The organism is Bosea beijingensis (genome assembly GCF_030758975.1).
Classification (GTDB): Bacteria; Pseudomonadota; Alphaproteobacteria; order Rhizobiales; family Beijerinckiaceae; genus Allobosea; species Allobosea beijingensis.
The window spans coordinates 272,548-288,891 of record NZ_CP132359.1 but is presented as its reverse complement, the minus strand read 5'-3'; the positions used below and the strand labels follow the sequence as shown (position 1 = coordinate 288,891).

Genomic DNA, 16,344 nt, shown 5'->3' with positions numbered 1-16,344 from the left:
AGAGCCGGGTGGTTTGCCTTCGGATCCGTCAGCGCTATCGGATGTTTCGTTCCGACGAACGGACGGGATGTGCCATGTTACGCCTTGCTGCGATAATCCCCTTCGCCATTGCTCTCATGGCAGCCGCTCCCTGCGAGGCGCAGAAGCGTTTTCCGTCGAGCGCGGGTGAACTCGCCGTCGAGACCGTGGCGAGCGGGCTGGAGAACCCCTGGGGACTTGCCTTCCTGCCGGACGGGCGCATGCTGGTCACCGAGCGTCCGGGCCGGCTGCGGCTGGTCGAGACCGACGGCAAGCTCTCGCGCCCGATCAACGGCGTGCCGAGCGTCGTGGCGCGCGGGCAGGGCGGCCTGCTCGGCATCGCGCTCGATCCCGCTTTCGCGCAGAACCGTCTCGTCTATCTCTCCTTTTCCGAGCCGCGCTCCGGCGGCAACGGCACCAGCGTCGCGCGCGGGCGCCTCAACGAGCAGGGCACGGCGCTGACCGCCGTCGAAGTGATCTTCCGGCAGATGCCGGCGATCAATTCCAACATGCATTTCGGCTCGCGACTCGTCTTCGACCGGACGGGCGCGCTCTTCGTCACTGTTGGTGATCGTTACAGCCAGCGCGACGAGGCGCAGAATCCCGCCAATCATATCGGCAAGGTCATCCGCATCCGGCCGGACGGCGCGACGCCGGCCGACAATCCGAAGAAGGAGGGCTGGGCTCCGGAAATCTGGTCGATCGGCCATCGGAATGTCCAAGGGGCCGTACTCCACCCGCAGACGGGGCAGCTCTGGACGGCGGAGCATGCGGCGCGCGGCGGCGACGAGATCAACACGCCCAAGGCCGGGCTGAACTATGGCTGGCCGGTCATCACCTATGGCGTCGACTATTCCGGCGCGAAGATCGGCGAGGGCACGTCGAAGCCCGGCATGGAGCAGCCCCTGTTCTACTGGGACCCATCGATCGCGCCGTCCGGCGCGGCGTTCTACACCGGACCAGCTTGGCCGGCCTGGAAGAACTCGCTCTTCGTCGGGGGGCTGGCCGGGCAGATACTGGTTAGACTCTCGACCGAAGGCGAGAAGGTGACGGGCGAGGAGCGTCTGCTGACCGATATCGGCGCGCGCATCCGCGACGTCGTGCAGGGGCCGGACGGTTTCCTCTACCTGCTCAGCGACGATGCCGACGGGAAAGTGCTGCGGGTTCGGCCGGCCCGCTAGAGCCATTCCGCAATTCTCCGAATCGCGGAATGGCTCTAGGCCTTTGTTTTAACGCATTTTTTTCACGCGAACCGGTGTCCACTTCGCTCGAAAATGCTTGAGCTGCCGATCAGGGGCCGCAATCCCATTCGCGCTCGATGACGAAGACCTTGCGCGTCGCGAGGCTGCCGTTCGGGTCGTAGAGATCACCGACATAGTATTCGGTGCCGGCAGCGTCATGCGCGCTGCGCTCGACCTGGAGCGACCAGCCGTAGCCGACCTGCTTGCCATTCTGCCAGTTGCGATGAACGGCGCTCGCCGAGGGGCCGGAGAGGATGCGAACGGTGTCATTGCTCGGGCTGCAGGTCGGGCCGGCGAGGGCGGCCGTGGGAGCGAGCACGAGGCCGCAGAGAAGCAGTGCCGTCTTTTGCAAGGCAGTCGGTCCTGTCGAAGAGAAAGTGAAGCGCGGCGCTCAGGCCTTGGCGTGGAAGATGAAGAAGGCGCCGGCGGCGATCAGGGCGAAGCCGATCGCGTGGTTCCAGGTCAGCGATTCCTTCAGCCAGAACACCGAGAAGCCGGCGAAGACGGTCAGGGTGATGACCTCCTGCATCGTCTTGAGTTCGGCGGCGGAATAGACGGCGGAGCCGATGCGGTTGGCCGGAACGGCCAGCATGTATTCGGGCAGGGCGATCATCCAGCTCGCGAGGATGGCGAGCCAGATCGCCGTGCTCTTGTAGCTGAGATGCCCGTACCAGGCGAAGGTCATGAAGATGTTCGAGCCGAACAGCATTGCGATCGGCAGGAGATGGGCCAGGGAGAGCGAGGGCATGCCGAGGGCTTTCTTCGCGACGGCAGGGAGGGGAGGCAGGCGGCATCCAAGGTGACCGCGGTCCCATAGCCGGATTCGCGATCACCTCGCCAGATGGCATGGTTAACTTCCGTTAACGGCAACGCCCTAGTTTTGCGGGAATTCTGCGATTCGGTGGAGACCATGCGCGCAATCACACTGGCCTTGCCACTCATCCTTCTCGCTTCCGCCGCTTCGGCGCAGAGCGGGTTCCAGTCCTGCCTTGCCGGTCTGAAATCCGCGGCGGCCGCCAAGGGCGTCTCGGGCGCGACCTTCGACCGGGCCATGGCCGGCGTCGAGCCGGACATGAAGGTCATCGAAGCGATGAACAACCAGCCGGAGTTCAAGACGCCGATCTGGGACTATCTCGGCACCCTCGTCGACGAGGAGAAGGTCGCGGAAGGGCGCGCGATGATGCGCCAGCATGCCTCGACCCTCGCGGCCGCGGAGCAGCGCTTCGGCGTCGACCGCCACACCATCGCCGCCGTCTGGGGGGTGGAAAGCGATTTCGGCAAGGCACGAGGCAAGATGCCGCTGGTGCAGGCGCTTTCGACCGGCGCCTGCCTGGCGCCGCGCCGCAATGCCTTCTTCAAGGGTGAATTGATCGCGACGCTGCAGATCATCCAGCGCGGCGACGTCCGGCCCGAGCGGCTGTTCGGCTCCTGGGCCGGCGCCTTCGGGCATACCCAGTTCATTCCCTCGACCTATCTGCGCCTTGCCGTCGATGGCGATGGCGACGGCCGGCGCGATCTCGTCGACTCGATCCCCGACGCGCTGCACTCGACCGCGAATTTCATGGACAAGGCCGGCTGGGTCACCGGCGCGAGCTGGGGCTACGAGGTCCGGGTTCCCGGAGGCTATTCCGGCCCGACCGGGCGCAACCCCAAGCAGCCGGTGTCGAGCTGGGCTTCGCGCGGCATCGTCAAATACGACGGCTCGGCGCTGACGGGATCGGGCAATGCCGGCCTGCTGATGCCGGCAGGGCGCAACGGCCCGGCCTTCCTCGTCTTCAAGAACTACGACGCCGCCTACAGCTATAACGGCGCGGATTCCTATGCGCTCGCCATCTCGCTCCTGTCCGACCGCCTGCGCGGCCGGCCGGGCGTGCAGGGCGACTGGCCGACCGACGACATGCCGCTCTCCCGCGAGCAGCGCCGCGAGCTGCAGCGTCTGCTGATCGCCCGTGGCTACAATGTCGGCGAGCCGGATGGCGCCGTCGGTTCGCTGACGCGCGCCGCGATCAAGGAGATCGAGGCCAAGATCGGCATGCCCCAGACCGGGCGGCCGGGCGAGAAGGTCCTGCGCGCGCTCAAGGGCGGGCGGGTCTGATCGCGCAGAAAACGGGTGGCGTCGGGGGAGCGCTTCGGAACAGCGTTCCTGCCGCATTTGAAGCCTTCGGAGACGCCATGACCCGCCGCCTGCTTTCCACCGGCTCGCCCTTCGAGCGCAATTTCGGCTATTCGCGCGCCGTGATCGACGGCGACCTCGTCTTCGTCTCCGGCACGACCGGATACGACTATGCCACCATGGTTCTGCCCGACGATCCGGCCGAGCAGGCGCGCAATATCTTCCGGACGATCAGCGCGGTGCTGGAGGAAGCGGGCTCCTCGCTCGCCCAGGTCGCGCGTGCCCAGTATTTCGTCACCGATCGCAGTTATTGCGAGCCGGTGCTCGGCGTCTGCGGCGAGTTCTTCCGCGAGATCAGGCCTGCCGCCGGCATCTATGTCGTGGCCGGATTGCTCAAGCCCGAGATGAAGGTCGAGATCGAGGTGACGGCGCGCCTGCCGAAGGCCTGACGTCGCCACGGTTCGCACAGGGCAGGACTGCATCGCGGCGCTTGCGCGCGCCGCCTTGCACCCGTAATCACCCGCCAACGCAAACACGCGAAGGCGAGGCGACGACCATGGCGACCCACAAGCTCCTGCTGCTCCCCGGCGACGGCATCGGCCCCGAGGTGATGGGCCAGGTCGAGCAGATCGTCTCTTGGTTCGGCAAGCAGGGACTCGGCTCCTTCGAGATCGAGAAGGGCCTTGTGGGGGGCGCAGCTTACGACGCGCACAAGCAGGCGATCTCCGAAGGCGACATGAAGCTTGCGCAGGACGCCGACGCCGTGCTGTTCGGCGCGGTCGGTGGTCCCAAATGGGCCGATGTTCCCTATCAGCACCGTCCGGAAGCCGGCCTGCTGCGCCTGCGCAAGGATCTCGGCCTGTTCGCCAATCTGCGCCCCGCGATCTGCTACCCGGCGCTGGCCTCGGCCTCCTCGCTGAAGCCGGAGGTCGTCGAGGGCCTCGACATCCTGATCGTGCGCGAGCTCACCGGCGGCGTCTATTTCGGCGAGCCCAAGGAGATCGTCACGCTGGAGGACGGCCAGAAGCGCGGCATCGATACCCAGCTCTACACGACCGGCGAGATCGACCGGATCTGCCGCGTCGCCTTCGAGCTGGCGCGCACCCGCCGCAACAAGGTCTCCTCGGCCGAGAAGCACAATGTCATGAAGACGGGCGTGCTCTGGAAGCAGACGGTCACCGCGCTTCACGCCGCTGAATACAAGGATGTCGAGCTGGAGCATGTGCTGGCGGATAACTGCGCCATGCAGCTCGTACGCTGGCCGAAGCAGTACGACGTCATCGTCTGCGACAACCTGTTCGGCGACATCCTCTCCGACGTCGCGGCGATGCTGACCGGCTCGCTCGGCATGTTGCCCTCCGCCTCGCTCGGCGCCGAGGACCCGGCCACCGGTAAGCGCAAGGCGCTCTACGAGCCCGTCCACGGCTCGGCACCGGACATTGCCGGCAAGGGCCTTGCCAATCCGATTGCGATGATCGGCTCCTTCGCGATGGCGCTGCGCTACTCGTTCGGCGCGGGCGAGGCTGCGGACCGTCTCGAAGGCGCGATCGCCGACGTGCTCGGTTCCGGTACCCGGACCAAGGACATTGCGGCTCCCGGCGCCAATGCCGTCTCGACCGGCGAGATGGGCCAGGCGATCATCAAGGCGCTGGAAGCGCGCGGCTGATTTCAGCCCGAGCACGACGAGGGAGAGAATATCTCTCTCCCTCGTGAATTGCCGTGACCCCGCTTTCGTGGCCTAACGGGCGCAACGAAAGCGGAGTATGTCCGTCATGCTGATCAAACGCCGTGCCGGCTGGGAAATGCCGGAAAGCCAGGCCACGCCCGAAAGCGTGTTCCTCAATCGCCGCCAGTTGATGACGGCAGGCGCCGGATTGATAGCAAGTGCCGCGCTGCCCGGTCTCGCGAGCGCGCAGACACCCGATCCGACGCTCGATCTCTATCCCGCCAAGCGCAATGCCGCCTATGTGCTGGGCGTGCCGCAGACGGCGGAGGACGACGCCGCCAACTACAATAATTTCTACGAATTCGGCATGTCGAAGGACATCGTCGATGCCTCGAAGCGCCTCGCGACGCGGCCCTGGAATATCCAGGTCGAAGGTCTTGTCGAGAAGCCCTTCGAGATCGGCTTCGACGACCTCATCCGCAAGCTGCCGATCGAGGAACGGCTCTATCGCTTCCGTTGCGTCGAGGCCTGGGCGATGGCCGTGCCATGGACCGGCATTCCGCTAGCGTCGTTCGTGGCGCTGGCGAAGCCGCTCTCGGGCGCGAAATATATCCGCTTCGAGACCTTCATGAACCCGCGGGTCGCGCCGGGCCAGAGCCAGCGCTGGTATCCCTGGCCCTATACGGAAGGGCTGACGATCGCGGAGGCGACGAATGAATTGCCGCTGCTCGTCACCGGCATCTATGGCAAACCGCTGCCGACGCAGCATGGCGCGCCGATTCGGCTGATCACGCCGTGGAAATACGGCTTCAAGTCGGTGAAATCGATCCGCAAGATCAGCTTCGTCGCCGAGCGTCCCAAGACCTTCTGGGAGGGCTTGCAGGCTTCGGAATACGGCTTCTGGGCCAATGTGAACCCGGCCGTGCCGCATCCGCGCTGGAGCCAGGCGAGCGAGCAGATCCTGGGCTCGCGCGAGCGGCGCCCGACGCAGATCTATAACGGGTATGGCGAGCAGGTCGCCGGGCTCTACAAGGGGCTGGAGGGCGAGAAGCTCTTCATGTGACGGCAGGACAGGCCCGGCAGGTTTCGGGTGCCGTCTCCTGCCATCGCTGTGATAGACCTCATGTCATCCCAAGCCGGAACGACACGAGTCGAGCATGGCCAGTCAGCATTTCCATCTGTTCGAGACCACGATCGGTCCCTGCGCTGTGGTCTGGGAAGGCGCGCGCTTCATCGGCGCGCAATTGCCCGAGCGCGATGAGGCGCACGCTCGCAAGCGTCTGGAGCGGCGGTTTCCCGAGGCCGACGAGACAGAGGCCGAGGGCTTTGTCGCGGAGGCGGTGGCCGGCATCCGTGCGCTGTTCGACGGCGAGAAGCGCGACCTGTCGCATCTGCCGGTGGCGCTGGAAAACGTTTCCGAGTTCAACCGCAAGGTCTACGAGGTCGCGCTTGCCATTCCGCATGGCGAGACCCTGACCTATGGCGAGGTGGCGCAGCGCATCGGCGATCCCGGCGCGGCGCGGGCCGTCGGCGTCGCGCTCGGCCAGAATCCCTGGCCGATCATCGTGCCCTGCCATCGCATCCTGGCCGCCGGCGGCAAGACTGGCGGCTTCTCGGCCGAGGGCGGCGTCGAGATCAAGCTCAGAATCCTGACCATCGAGAAGGCGCGCACCAGCGCCGAGCCCAGTCTGTTCGACGCGCTGCCGCTGGCGGCGCGGCCCGGACGGCATTGAAGACGCTCGCCAGCCGCGCAGCTTGAAATCGCGCAATGTCGCCCTTGCAGCGCCGCTGCTTGCGTGGACGGGCTGGCGGCCTCTACTGTGCCGGCCTTTCCACCCTCACTGGGGACTACAATGGCCAAACTGAAGCTCGCCGTCATCGTGGGCAGCAACCGCCGCGACTCGATCAATCGCAAGCTGGCCCAGGCGCTGGCGAAGCTCGGCGAGGGCGCCTTCGACGCCAGTTTCGTCCAGATCGACGACCTGCCGATGTTCAACCAGGACCTGGAGCCGAACCGGCCCGAGTCGACACTGCGCCTGAAGCGCGAGATCGAAGCCGCCGACGCGATCCTGATCGTCACGCCCGAGCATAACCGTTCGATCCCCGCCGTGCTCAAGAACGCGATCGACTGGGCCTCGCGCCCCTATGGCAAGAATTCCTGGGCCGGCAAGACCGTGGCCGTCACCGGCACCAGCGGCGGCGCCGTCGGCACCGCCGTCTCGCAGAACGAACTGCGCATGATCCTGACCAATCTCGCCGGCGTCGTCGTCGGCAGCCAGGTCTTCGTCACCTTCAAGGACGACCTGATCGACGCCGAGAGCAACGTCACCAACGAGGCGACGCGCGGCTTCCTGCAGGGCTTCGTCGACAATTTCGCGAAGATCGCCGGCAAGCTCGCCGCCTGATCGAAGCAGTCCCTGCGCTTGCACCAAGGCGTCGCCTCCGGGCGGCGCCTTTTTCGTTTCGTCATGTCGGTAGCAAGGGAATTCAAGCAAAAAAAAGAGCCGGCGTCCCCGAGGGGAGCCGGCTTTGTAAGTTTGAAACATCTGGCGAAACGCCAAACATCTCAGAGGGGAACGGCTGAAACGAACTCAACGCCGGGAGGAGATTGCGGAGCCCGTCTCGAACAACCGTGAGTTCAATATCGGGCATGCCCTGCCATTTTGCAATGCAACATATCTTGGGTCCGCCATGCATGCATTGCATGAACCAAGGGCAGATGGCGCAAATTTGAGCCTAAATGATTGAGAAATATGCGTTCGCTGCAGGGTGGGGTCTGCGCGGAGAAGTTGCAGGTCCCCTGGAAATCCAGTTTTCGTCCGCTGCTGAACAGTTTTCAGGCGAACAGTCCGATTTTGGCGCATGCGAGATGCTTGCTTGGTCACAAAACCGCCAGAATTGAAAAGGGCGCCTTGCGGCGCCCGATTCCTTTTCACCGGTCGTGTGAAATCAGTAGGTCCAGCGCTGGGCCTTCTGGATGAGGAAGTCGCGGAAGACCTGGACGCGGGCGACCGACTTCATTTCCTCGGGATAGACCAGATAGCTTTCGAGCTGCGGCATCTCTGTCTCGCGCATCAGCTGCACGAGCGGGGAGCCGGTCTCGATCAGGTAATCCGGCAGCACGGCGATGCCGGCGCCCGAATCCACCGCCCGCTTCATCGCGGTGATGTTGTTGACCGTGAGATGGATCGGTCGCGGGTTGCGCTGGTCGCGCCCCATCGTGCCGAGCCAGTGTACCGCAGTCAGGTAGGACGGCGAGGTGCCGCCGAAGGACAGGATGCGGTGATTGTCGAGATCGTCGTAGCTCTTGGGTTCGCCAAAGCGCTTCACATAGGCCGGTGAGGCATAGACGTGGAAATGCACGGTGAAGAGCTTGCGCTGGATCAGGTCCGGCTGCTGCGGCTGGCGCAGGCGGATGGCGATATCGGCCTCGCGCATCGAGAGGTCGAGTTCCTCATCGGTGAGGATGAGCTCGACCCGGATGTCGGGGTAGAGATCCATGAACTCCGAGAGACGCGGCGTCAGCCAGTGGCCGCCGAGGCCGCGGGTCGCCGTGACCTTGAGCTCACCCGATGGATGCTCGCGCGTCTCGGAGAGCTGCGAGCGCGTGCGCTCCAGCCGCTGCGTCATTTCGCGGGCGGCGCGCCACAGCAATTCGCCCTGTTCGGTGAGGATCAGGCCGCGCGTATGGCGGTGGAACAGCGGCGCGCGCAGCTCCCGCTCAAGCGCGCCGATCTGGCGGCTGACGGCCGATTGACTCAGGCCGAGAACATCGCCAGCTTTCGTAAAGCTGCCTGACTCCGCGACCGTATAAAAGATTCTAATGCGGTCCCAATCCACCGCGCTTCCCCCGCTATGCGTTTTTTGCATGATGGGGGATAAAGGCGTTGTGCGTCAACGCCTGTGTGGCGGGGAGTCTCTGTTATTCGTCGTGAATCTGGTGACGCAACCCATCAGAGTCAGTGATGGGTTGCGCCAAAGCCTTCATTCCGCGGCTTCGCGGCGGTCCAGCGCGCTGGCGGCGAGCCAGCGTTCGGCATCGAGGGCCGCCATGCAACCCAGGCCAGCGGCGGTCACCGCCTGGCGGTAATGCTCGTCGGTGACGTCGCCAGCGGCGAAGACGCCCTCGACATTGGTGCGGGTCGTGCCGGCCTCGACATCGAGATAGCCGGATTCGTTCATGGCGAGCTGGCCGACGAAGAGCTCCGTCGCCGGCTTGTGGCCGATGGCGATGAAGACGCCGTCGGTCTTCAACTCGCTCTCGGCGCCGGTCTTGAGGTTCCTCAGGCGCAGGTGCGTGACGCTGGGCGGGGTCGTGCCGCCGCAGATCTCGGCGATCTCGCTGTCCCAGATCACCTCGATCTTCGGATGCTTGAACAGGCGCTCCTGCATCACGCGCTCGGCCCGCAGGCCGTCGCGGCGATGGATCAGCGTGACCTTGCTGGCGAGATTGGCGAGATAGAGCGCTTCCTCGACGGCGGTGTTGCCGCCGCCGACGACCGCGACCTCCTTGTTGCGGAAGAAGAAGCCGTCGCAGGTGGCGCAGGCCGAGACGCCGAAGCCCTGGAAAGCCTGCTCGGAGGGCAGGCCCAGCCACTTGGCCTGGGCGCCGGTCGCGATGATCAGCGCATCGCAGGAATAGGTCTCGCCGCCATCGCCCCAGAGCCGGAACGGGCGCTGCGAGAGGTCGACGCGGGCGATATGGTCGGAGACCATCTTCGTGCCCATGTGCTCGGCCTGGGCGCGCATCTGCTCCATCAGCCAGGGGCCCTGGATGACGTCGGCGAAACCGGGATAGTTCTCGACATCGGTGGTGATCATCAACTGGCCGCCGGCCTGCATGCCGGAGATCAGCACCGGCTCCATCATGGCGCGGGCGGCGTAGATCGCGGCGGTGTAGCCGGCCGGGCCGGAGCCGACGATCATGACGCGGGCATGGGTGTGGGCCATCGTCTCAGTTCCTCTCCTGCGGGCCTGGAGCCGCAGCCTCGATCCGTCAGATACGCAGGCGTAGCGCCGAAACAAGGGTCGCCGGGTTCAGGAGCGCGTGAACCCAAGGGCAGCCCGGTGGCGCAGCCAGCCTTGCCGTATCGCATCGGCTATGATCGGCGTTGAGTCTATCGGTTCGTAAGGCTGGCCTTCAAGGCGTCCACAGAAGCGATGCACAACGCCCTCGCGTTCCAGCGCCGCGACCAGCGCTGCGATCTTGGGATGGCCGCCGGTTGGCTCGAAGACGAGCACGGGGACACCGGCCGCCGCAGCCTCTCCGATCATGTTGGTCGAGTCGGCGGTGACCACTACCGCATCGGCATTGGCGAGCAGGGCGGGATAAGGATTCTCGCCCGTGCCGTCCCACCACCAGCCGCCATGCCGGGCGAAAACGGCGGCGACGGCGGCTGCCAGGGCCGGCGAGGTTCGCCGGGAGGGTGAGCCCATGAGGCTCGCGCCCGAGCCGGCGAGTTCGTCGAGGTGCTTGGCGAGGCGCTCGATATCGGCCGGGGTGAAGCGGTGGTGCCGGCTGTCGCCGCCGACAAGCACGGCGACGCGCGGTCCATGCAGGCTCGCGATCGCCGCAGGCGGCACTGAGCGGGCGGCGGCGAGTTTCGCGGGCGTCAGGCGATGCGGCGAGGTCGTCGTGACGAGCACGTTGTCGCCGCGCAGCCGGTCATGGCCGGAGACCCAGATCAGGTCGGCAGTGCCAGGGCCGGTGCGCGGATCCTTGAGGAAGACGGTGTAGGTGGCGCCGTTCGAGGCCTGCTTCAGGGCGCGCAGATAGGCGACGGCGCGCCGGCCCGAGGCGATGGCGATATCGGGGAACGGGGGCCTGAGCGGGCTCTCCGGCCTGTCCGGCGCCTCGCGCGGGTCGATCGGCCCGCGCGGCATCAGCCAGGCCCAGGGCTTGCGCGGTTTCACACGGCGGATTTCCGGCACGCCGCCGAGTTGTTCGGCGACGCCGAGGCATTGCAATTCGTCGCCAGCCTTGCCGTCGGTCAGGACCCAGACGGTCGGCTCCGGATTGTCGTGCATGGCGATCTGCGCGCGTGGCATGCGCCTTGTATCGCTTGGCGACGCCGTCTACACCAGCGCGACCTTCACGCGAGGACCCTCATTGCGCCCCAAACTCGACGATATCGACCTGCGCATCCTGCGCGAACTCCAGGCCGATGGGCGCATGACCAATGTCGAGCTCGCCAGCCGCGTCGGCATCTCGCCGCCGCCGTGCCTCAGGCGCGTGCGTGCGCTTGAGGAGGCCGGACTGATTCGTGGCTATCATGCCGATCTCGATGAGCGGAAGCTGGGTTTCGAGGTGGTTTGCTTCGCCTTCGTGCATCTGGCGAGCCAGGCCGAGGCCGATCTCGTCGCCTTTCAGGAGCGGATACGGAACTGGCCGGCGGTGCGCGAGTGCTGGACGCTCTCGGGCGATATCGACTTCTCCCTGAAATGCGTCACGCCGGACCTGAAGGCGTTCCAGGACTTCGTCGCGGAGCTGACCGCGATGCCGAATGTCCGCAATGTCCGGACCGCGCTCGCCCTCGACCGGGTCAAGGACGAGCCGATCGTTCCCTTCGGCTGAAGCGGGGCCTCAGCCAGCGATATAGCGCTTCACCCACCAGGCATTGTTGCGCGCCAGCGCCTTCAGGCGGAACTGGTCGGCTTCCGGCAGGCGCAGGAGCCCGGCGCCGGTTGCGGATTCGGTGGAGCGGATCGGATAGCTGGCGAGCTGCCGGCCGCTGCGGTCATAGAGCGTGGCGGTGCTTTCGAGATAATCCTCATTGGCCCCGGCCCAGCCGGTCCCCCGCGTGCTGCTGGAGAGCCAGACGCGCCCGATGGTGACGACGAGCCTCGTCCCGGCACCGCGCTGCAGCGAGGGGCCGAGAATCTCGACCAAGGTCCGCTGCAGTTCGGTCTTCACCAGCGGGAGATTGTCTCCCCAGGCTTCCACGACCGAAGGCAATGCCTCGACCCGGATCGTGCCGACGGCCTGCCCTTGCGCGAAAGCGGGCGAAGCCGCCAGCGCGGCAGCGCCGAGCGCGGATGCCAGTGCCTGTCGACGGGTGATCATGGCCGGATCTCCGAAAAAAGCCTGTCCCCTCAATGTAGGGACGGAGCAGCGATAGTCCATGGCCGGCGGTTCGGCGCGATCATACGCGGCGCATGGTTGCCAAGCCGTGTGGACAACCGGTCTATCGGGGCGGGGCTGACATGGACGGCATCATCAAGGCGATGCGGGTCGTGCTGGCGGGGTAAGGCGGCGACGACCGGCCGTCATGGTCGGGCTTGTCCCGACCATCCACGTCTCCGCTGATCGCAAGCCGTGTTCAAGCCGTGGATGCTCGCCACGAGGGCGAGCATGACGGGTATACGCGGGGTCGTCTCAGCGGAAGACGACGCTGACGACTTCGTAGGACTTGCCGCCGCCCGGCGTGTTGACCTGCACAGAATCGCCGACCTTCTTGCCGATCAGGGCGCGGGCGATCGGCGAGCCGATCGAGACCTTGCCGGACTTCACGTCCGATTCCGGCTCGCCGACGATCTGGTAGCTCTTCTCTTCCTCGGTATCGTCGTCGATCAGCTTGACGGTGGCGCCGAACTTGATCGTGTCGCCACCGGCGAGCTTGGCGATGTCAATGATGTCGGCGCGGCCGATCAGCGATTCGAGTTCCATGATCCGGCCCTCGTTCAGCGACTGCGCTTCCTTGGCCGCGTGATATTCCGCGTTCTCGGAAAGGTCACCCAGTGCGCGCGCCTCGGCGATCGCGGTGATGATGCGCTGACGCTGGACCTGCTGACGGTCCTTCAGCTCGGCCTCCAGGGCGGCAAAGCCGCCCGCGGTCATCGGAACCTTTTCCATACCTTCCGTCCCATAAGCTCCGAAAGCGCGGCCCACCGGCGGCATATCGACCGCCGGTTCCCGCGCTTCCGCTCAATCTCTAGATTTCGCGACGTGCGGCCGATCAGGCCGCGCGTTCGAAATACGACTGCAAGGATCGTACTTCGAGATCGCCGCTGCAATAGGCCTTGATGCCCTCCGCCGCAGCGATCGCTCCGGCCAAGGTGGTATAATAGGGCACCTTGTGCAAGAGGGCCGTGCGCCGGAGCGCACGGGAGTCTGCAAGCGCCTGCGGTCCCTCGGTGGTGTTGAAGACGAGCTGGATCTCGCTGTTCTTCAGCGCGTCGACGACATGGGGGCGGCCTTCCAGGACCTTGTTGATCTTGGAAGCCGAGATGCCCTGCTCCTGCAGGTGGCGCAGCGTGCCGCCGGTCGCGAGGATGCGGAAGCCGAGATCGGCGAGGATGCGGACCGCCGGCAGGATGCGCGGCTTATCCTCGTCGCGCACCGAGACGAAGACCGTGCCTTTGACCGGGACCTTCGAGCCGGCGCCGAGCTGGCTCTTGGCGAAGGCGGTGTCGAAGGAACGGTCGAGGCCGATGACCTCGCCGGTCGAGCGCATTTCCGGCCCGAGCAGGACGTCGACGCCAGGGAAGCGCGCGAAGGGGAAGACCGCTTCCTTGACGCCGACATGGCCGAGCTTGGCGGGCTTCAGGCCGAAGCCTGCGAGCGGCTCGCCGGCCATCACGCGGGCGGCTATCTTGGCGATCGGCTCGCCGATGACCTTGGCGACGAAGGGCACCGTGCGCGAGGCGCGCGGGTTGACTTCGAGCACGTAGATCTCGCCGTCCTTGATGGCGTACTGGACGTTCATCAGGCCGCCGACATCGAGGGCCAGCGCCATCGCCTTGGTCTGGCGCTCCAGCTCGGCGATGGTCTCGGCCGAGAGCGAACGCGGCGGCAGCGAGCAGGCAGAATCGCCGGAATGGATGCCGGCTTCCTCGATATGCTCCATGATGCCGGCGACGAAGACGTCCTTGCCGTCGCAGAGGCAGTCGACATCGACCTCGATCGCATCCGACAGGTAGCGGTCGAACAGCAGCGGGTTCTTGCCGAGCACCGTGTTGATCTGGCCGGTCTTGTCGTTCGGATACTTGGCCTTGACCTCGGAGGGGATCAGCGAGGGCAGGGTGCCGAGCAGATAATCCTCGAACATGATCTCGTCGCGGATGATCGCCATGGCGCGGCCGCCGAGCACATAGGACGGGCGCACGACGAAGGGCAGGCCGAGCTCGCCGGCGATGATGCGGGCCTGCTCCACCGAATAGGCGATGCCGTTCTTCGGCTGCTTCAGGTGCAGCTTGTCGAGCAGGCGCTTGAAGCGGTCGCGGTCCTCGGCGAGGTCGATCATGTCGGGCGAGGTGCCGAGGATCGGGATGCCGGCTTCCTCCAGCGCATTCGCCAGCTTCAGCGGGGTCTGGCCGCCGAACTGAACGATGACGCCCATCAGCGTGCCGTTCTGCTTCTCGGTCTCGAGGATCTCGAGCACGTCCTCGGCCGTCAGCGGCTCGAAATAGAGCCGGTCGGAGGTGTCGTAGTCGGTCGAGACCGTCTCCGGGTTGCAGTTGACCATGATGGTCTCGTAGCCGGCATCGCGCAGCGCGTAGCAGGCATGGCAGCAGCAATAGTCGAACTCGATGCCCTGGCCGATGCGGTTCGGCCCGCCGCCGAGGATCACGACCTTCTTGCGGTCGGACGGGTTCGCCTCGTCGGCCGCCTTGCCGGCGAAAGGCATGGCGTAACTTGAATACATATAGGCCGTCGGCGAGGCGAACTCGGCCGCGCAGGTGTCGATGCGCTTGTAGACCGGGCGGACCTCCAGCGCGCGACGCGCCTTCCTGACTTCGGCCTCGGTCTGGCCGGAGACGGCCGCAAGGCGCTTGTCGGAGAAGCCCATCGCCTTGATCTGGCGGAAGGCGCCGGGCGTGGTCGGCAGGCCGATCGAGCGGATCTTCTGCTCGGTTTCGACGATCTCACGCATCTGCGCGAGGAACCAGGGATCGATCTTGCAGCTCTCGTGGATCTCCTCGTCCGTGAAGCCGGCGCGCATGGCCTGGGCGACATGGAGGATGCGGTCCGGCGTCGGGGTCGAGATCGCCGCCTTGATGGCGTTGCGGTCGTCGCCCTGGCCGAAGCCCTCGATCTCGATCTCGTCGAGGCCGTCGAGGCCGGTCTCCAGCGAGCGCAGCGCCTTCTGCAGCGATTCCTGGAAGGTGCGGCCGATCGCCATGGCCTCGCCGACCGACTTCATCGCGGTGGTCAGCGTCGGCTCGGAGCCGGGGAATTTCTCGAAGGCGAAGCGCGGGATCTTGGTGACGACATAGTCGATCGTCGGCTCGAAGGAGGCGGGCGTCGCGCCGCCGGTGATGTCGTTCTCGATCTCGTCGAGCGTGTAGCCGACGGCAAGCCGCGCCGCGACCTTGGCGATCGGGAAGCCGGTGGCTTTGGATGCCAAGGCAGACGATCTCGATACACGCGGGTTCATCTCGATGACGATCATGCGGCCGGTGGCCGGATCAATCGCGAACTGGACGTTCGAGCCGCCGGTCTCGACGCCGATCTCGCGCAGCACCGCCAGCGAGGCGTCGCGCATGATCTGGTATTCCTTGTCGGTCAGCGTCAGAGCCGGCGCGACGGTGATCGAATCACCGGTATGGACGCCCATCGGATCGAAATTCTCGATCGAGCAGACGATGATGCAGTTGTCCTTCTTATCGCGGACGACCTCCATCTCGTATTCCTTCCAGCCGAGCACGCTTTCCTCGATGAGGACCTCGCTGGTGGGGGAGGCGTCGATGCCGCGCTCGACGATGTCGATGAACTCGCCCTTGTTGTAGGCGATGCCGCCGCCGGTGCCGCCCATGGTGAAGGACGGGCGGATGATCGCCGGCAGGCCGATATCCTCAAGCGCGTCGAGCGCCTGGCCGAGCGTCTTGATGTGGTGCGAGCGCGGGGTGTCGAGGCCGATCTTGGTCATCGCCTCGCGGAAGAGCTCGCGGTCCTCGGCCTTGTCGATCGCCTCGGCGGTGGCGCCGATCATCTCGACGCCGAACTTCTCGAGCACGCTGATCTTGCTGCCATCGGGCTGGACGATCGACTTCTTGTTGAGCGAGAGCGCGCAGTTCAGCGCGGTCTGGCCGCCCATGGTCGGCAGCAGCGCGTCGGGGCGCTCCTTCTCGATGATCTTGGCGACGATCTCGGGCGTGATCGGCTCGACATAGGTCGCGTCGGCCAGGTCCGGATCGGTCATGATCGTCGCCGGGTTCGAGTTGACCAGGATGATGCGGTAGCCCTCGGCCTTCAGCGTCTTGCAGGCCTGGGTGCCGGAATAATCGAACTCGCAGGCCTGTCCGATGATGATGGGGCCGGCGCCGATGATCAGGATGGACTTGATGTCTGTGCGCTTGGGCATGAT

General features: G+C 65.7%; 17 protein-coding genes. 9 read left to right on the top strand and 8 right to left on the bottom strand.

The features are described 5' to 3' along the window. Nucleotides 1-74: 74 nt before the first annotated feature. Nucleotides 75-1,199, top strand: coding sequence for a PQQ-dependent sugar dehydrogenase (locus Q9235_RS01430; protein WP_306225001.1), 1,125 nt, complete (start codon nucleotides 75-77; stop codon nucleotides 1,197-1,199). Between the two features lie 109 nt (nucleotides 1,200-1,308). On the opposite strand, the gene Q9235_RS01425 is transcribed toward Q9235_RS01430, so the two are convergent. Both Q9235_RS01425 and Q9235_RS01420 read right to left on the bottom strand, forming a co-directional pair. Next, complete coding sequence (locus Q9235_RS01425) at nucleotides 1,309-1,611, bottom strand: hypothetical protein (RefSeq protein WP_306225000.1); 303 nt, start codon at nucleotides 1,609-1,611, stop codon at nucleotides 1,309-1,311. Nucleotides 1,612-1,650: 39 nt separating this feature from the next. After that, nucleotides 1,651-2,007, bottom strand: a complete 357-nt coding sequence (locus Q9235_RS01420) for a DMT family protein (protein ID WP_306224999.1) — start codon at nucleotides 2,005-2,007, stop codon at nucleotides 1,651-1,653. A 162-nt stretch (nucleotides 2,008-2,169) separates the two neighbouring features. Here Q9235_RS01420 and Q9235_RS01415 point away from each other — a divergent pair, with 162 nt between their 5' ends. The 7 genes from Q9235_RS01415 (at nucleotide 2,170) to Q9235_RS01385 (ending at nucleotide 7,940) form a co-directional block, all read left to right on the top strand. Beyond that, nucleotides 2,170-3,354, top strand: a complete 1,185-nt coding sequence (locus tag Q9235_RS01415) for a lytic murein transglycosylase (RefSeq protein ID WP_306224998.1) — start codon at nucleotides 2,170-2,172, stop codon at nucleotides 3,352-3,354. Between the two features lie 77 nt (nucleotides 3,355-3,431). Continuing rightward, nucleotides 3,432-3,821 (top strand): RidA family protein, encoded by a 390-nt coding sequence (locus tag Q9235_RS01410; RefSeq protein ID WP_306224997.1) that lies wholly within the window; start codon nucleotides 3,432-3,434, stop codon nucleotides 3,819-3,821. 107 nt (nucleotides 3,822-3,928) lie between these two features. Further along, nucleotides 3,929-5,038, top strand: coding sequence for a 3-isopropylmalate dehydrogenase (leuB, locus tag Q9235_RS01405; protein ID WP_306224995.1), 1,110 nt, complete (start codon nucleotides 3,929-3,931; stop codon nucleotides 5,036-5,038). Nucleotides 5,039-5,144: 106 nt separating this feature from the next. After that, on the top strand, nucleotides 5,145-6,101 hold the full coding sequence (gene msrP / locus Q9235_RS01400; protein ID WP_306224994.1) for a protein-methionine-sulfoxide reductase catalytic subunit MsrP: 957 nt from the start codon (nucleotides 5,145-5,147) through the stop codon (nucleotides 6,099-6,101). A gap of 94 nt (nucleotides 6,102-6,195) precedes the next feature. Continuing rightward, a complete protein-coding gene (locus tag Q9235_RS01395; RefSeq protein ID WP_306224992.1) occupies nucleotides 6,196-6,771 on the top strand; it encodes a methylated-DNA--[protein]-cysteine S-methyltransferase in 576 nt (191 codons plus the stop codon). Nucleotides 6,772-6,891: 120 nt separating this feature from the next. Further along, entirely contained in the window at nucleotides 6,892-7,443 is a 552-nt protein-coding gene (locus Q9235_RS01390) for an NADPH-dependent FMN reductase (protein WP_306224991.1), read from the top strand. A 335-nt stretch (nucleotides 7,444-7,778) separates the two neighbouring features. Next, the gene (locus Q9235_RS01385) at nucleotides 7,779-7,940 is read left to right on the top strand and encodes a hypothetical protein (protein ID WP_306224990.1); all 162 of its coding nucleotides are present in this window, start codon (nucleotides 7,779-7,781) and stop codon (nucleotides 7,938-7,940) included. A gap of 47 nt (nucleotides 7,941-7,987) precedes the next feature. Here Q9235_RS01385 and Q9235_RS01380 read toward each other — a convergent pair whose 3' ends face one another. The 3 genes from Q9235_RS01380 to Q9235_RS01370 all read right to left on the bottom strand — a co-directional run bounded on the left by Q9235_RS01380 (nucleotide 7,988) and on the right by Q9235_RS01370 (nucleotide 11,086). After that, nucleotides 7,988-8,878, bottom strand: coding sequence for a LysR family transcriptional regulator (locus Q9235_RS01380; protein ID WP_079591033.1), 891 nt, complete (start codon nucleotides 8,876-8,878; stop codon nucleotides 7,988-7,990). 144 nt (nucleotides 8,879-9,022) lie between these two features. After that, on the bottom strand, nucleotides 9,023-9,988 hold the full coding sequence (trxB, locus tag Q9235_RS01375) for a thioredoxin-disulfide reductase (RefSeq protein ID WP_306224989.1): 966 nt from the start codon (nucleotides 9,986-9,988) through the stop codon (nucleotides 9,023-9,025). An 87-nt stretch (nucleotides 9,989-10,075) separates the two neighbouring features. Beyond that, nucleotides 10,076-11,086, bottom strand: a complete 1,011-nt coding sequence (locus tag Q9235_RS01370; protein WP_306224988.1) for a mitochondrial fission ELM1 family protein — start codon at nucleotides 11,084-11,086, stop codon at nucleotides 10,076-10,078. Between the two features lie 61 nt (nucleotides 11,087-11,147). Between Q9235_RS01370 and Q9235_RS01365 the strand changes: the two genes are divergently transcribed. Continuing rightward, nucleotides 11,148-11,612 (top strand): Lrp/AsnC family transcriptional regulator, encoded by a 465-nt coding sequence (locus Q9235_RS01365; protein WP_306228070.1) that lies wholly within the window; start codon nucleotides 11,148-11,150, stop codon nucleotides 11,610-11,612. Between the two features lie 9 nt (nucleotides 11,613-11,621). Here Q9235_RS01365 and Q9235_RS01360 read toward each other — a convergent pair whose 3' ends face one another. The 3 genes from Q9235_RS01360 to carB all read right to left on the bottom strand — a co-directional run bounded on the left by Q9235_RS01360 (nucleotide 11,622) and on the right by carB (nucleotide 16,341). Further along, nucleotides 11,622-12,101: a hypothetical protein gene (locus Q9235_RS01360; RefSeq protein WP_306224987.1), complete on the bottom strand. Its 480-nt coding sequence runs from the start codon at nucleotides 12,099-12,101 to the stop codon at nucleotides 11,622-11,624. Between the two features lie 312 nt (nucleotides 12,102-12,413). Beyond that, complete coding sequence (greA, locus tag Q9235_RS01355) at nucleotides 12,414-12,890, bottom strand: transcription elongation factor GreA (RefSeq protein ID WP_047579718.1); 477 nt, start codon at nucleotides 12,888-12,890, stop codon at nucleotides 12,414-12,416. A gap of 103 nt (nucleotides 12,891-12,993) precedes the next feature. Further along, entirely contained in the window at nucleotides 12,994-16,341 is a 3,348-nt protein-coding gene (gene carB, locus Q9235_RS01350; protein WP_306224985.1) for a carbamoyl-phosphate synthase large subunit, read from the bottom strand. Between the last annotated feature and the right edge of the window lie 3 nt (nucleotides 16,342-16,344).

Excerpts from the sequence above, each read along its gene's own strand:
- Q9235_RS01390 (WP_306224991.1), top strand. The coding sequence starts at position 6,892 with ATGGCCAAACTGAAGCTCGCCGTCATCGTGGGCAGCAACCGCCGCGAC.
- Q9235_RS01360 (WP_306224987.1), bottom strand. The coding sequence starts at position 12,101 with ATGATCACCCGTCGACAGGCACTGGCATCCGCGCTCGGCGCTGCCGCG.
- Q9235_RS01410 (WP_306224997.1), top strand. The coding sequence starts at position 3,432 with ATGACCCGCCGCCTGCTTTCCACCGGCTCGCCCTTCGAGCGCAATTTC.
- Q9235_RS01420 (WP_306224999.1), bottom strand. The coding sequence starts at position 2,007 with ATGCCCTCGCTCTCCCTGGCCCATCTCCTGCCGATCGCAATGCTGTTC.
- msrP (WP_306224994.1), top strand. The coding sequence starts at position 5,145 with ATGCTGATCAAACGCCGTGCCGGCTGGGAAATGCCGGAAAGCCAGGCC.
- Q9235_RS01415 (WP_306224998.1), top strand. The coding sequence starts at position 2,170 with ATGCGCGCAATCACACTGGCCTTGCCACTCATCCTTCTCGCTTCCGCC.
- Q9235_RS01395 (WP_306224992.1), top strand. The coding sequence starts at position 6,196 with ATGGCCAGTCAGCATTTCCATCTGTTCGAGACCACGATCGGTCCCTGC.
- greA (WP_047579718.1), bottom strand. The coding sequence starts at position 12,890 with ATGGAAAAGGTTCCGATGACCGCGGGCGGCTTTGCCGCCCTGGAGGCC.
- Q9235_RS01430 (WP_306225001.1), top strand. The coding sequence starts at position 75 with ATGTTACGCCTTGCTGCGATAATCCCCTTCGCCATTGCTCTCATGGCA.
- Q9235_RS01385 (WP_306224990.1), top strand. The coding sequence starts at position 7,779 with ATGATTGAGAAATATGCGTTCGCTGCAGGGTGGGGTCTGCGCGGAGAA.
- trxB (WP_306224989.1), bottom strand. The coding sequence starts at position 9,988 with ATGGCCCACACCCATGCCCGCGTCATGATCGTCGGCTCCGGCCCGGCC.
- leuB (WP_306224995.1), top strand. The coding sequence starts at position 3,929 with ATGGCGACCCACAAGCTCCTGCTGCTCCCCGGCGACGGCATCGGCCCC.
- carB (WP_306224985.1), bottom strand. The coding sequence starts at position 16,341 with ATGCCCAAGCGCACAGACATCAAGTCCATCCTGATCATCGGCGCCGGC.
- Q9235_RS01370 (WP_306224988.1), bottom strand. The coding sequence starts at position 11,086 with ATGCCACGCGCGCAGATCGCCATGCACGACAATCCGGAGCCGACCGTC.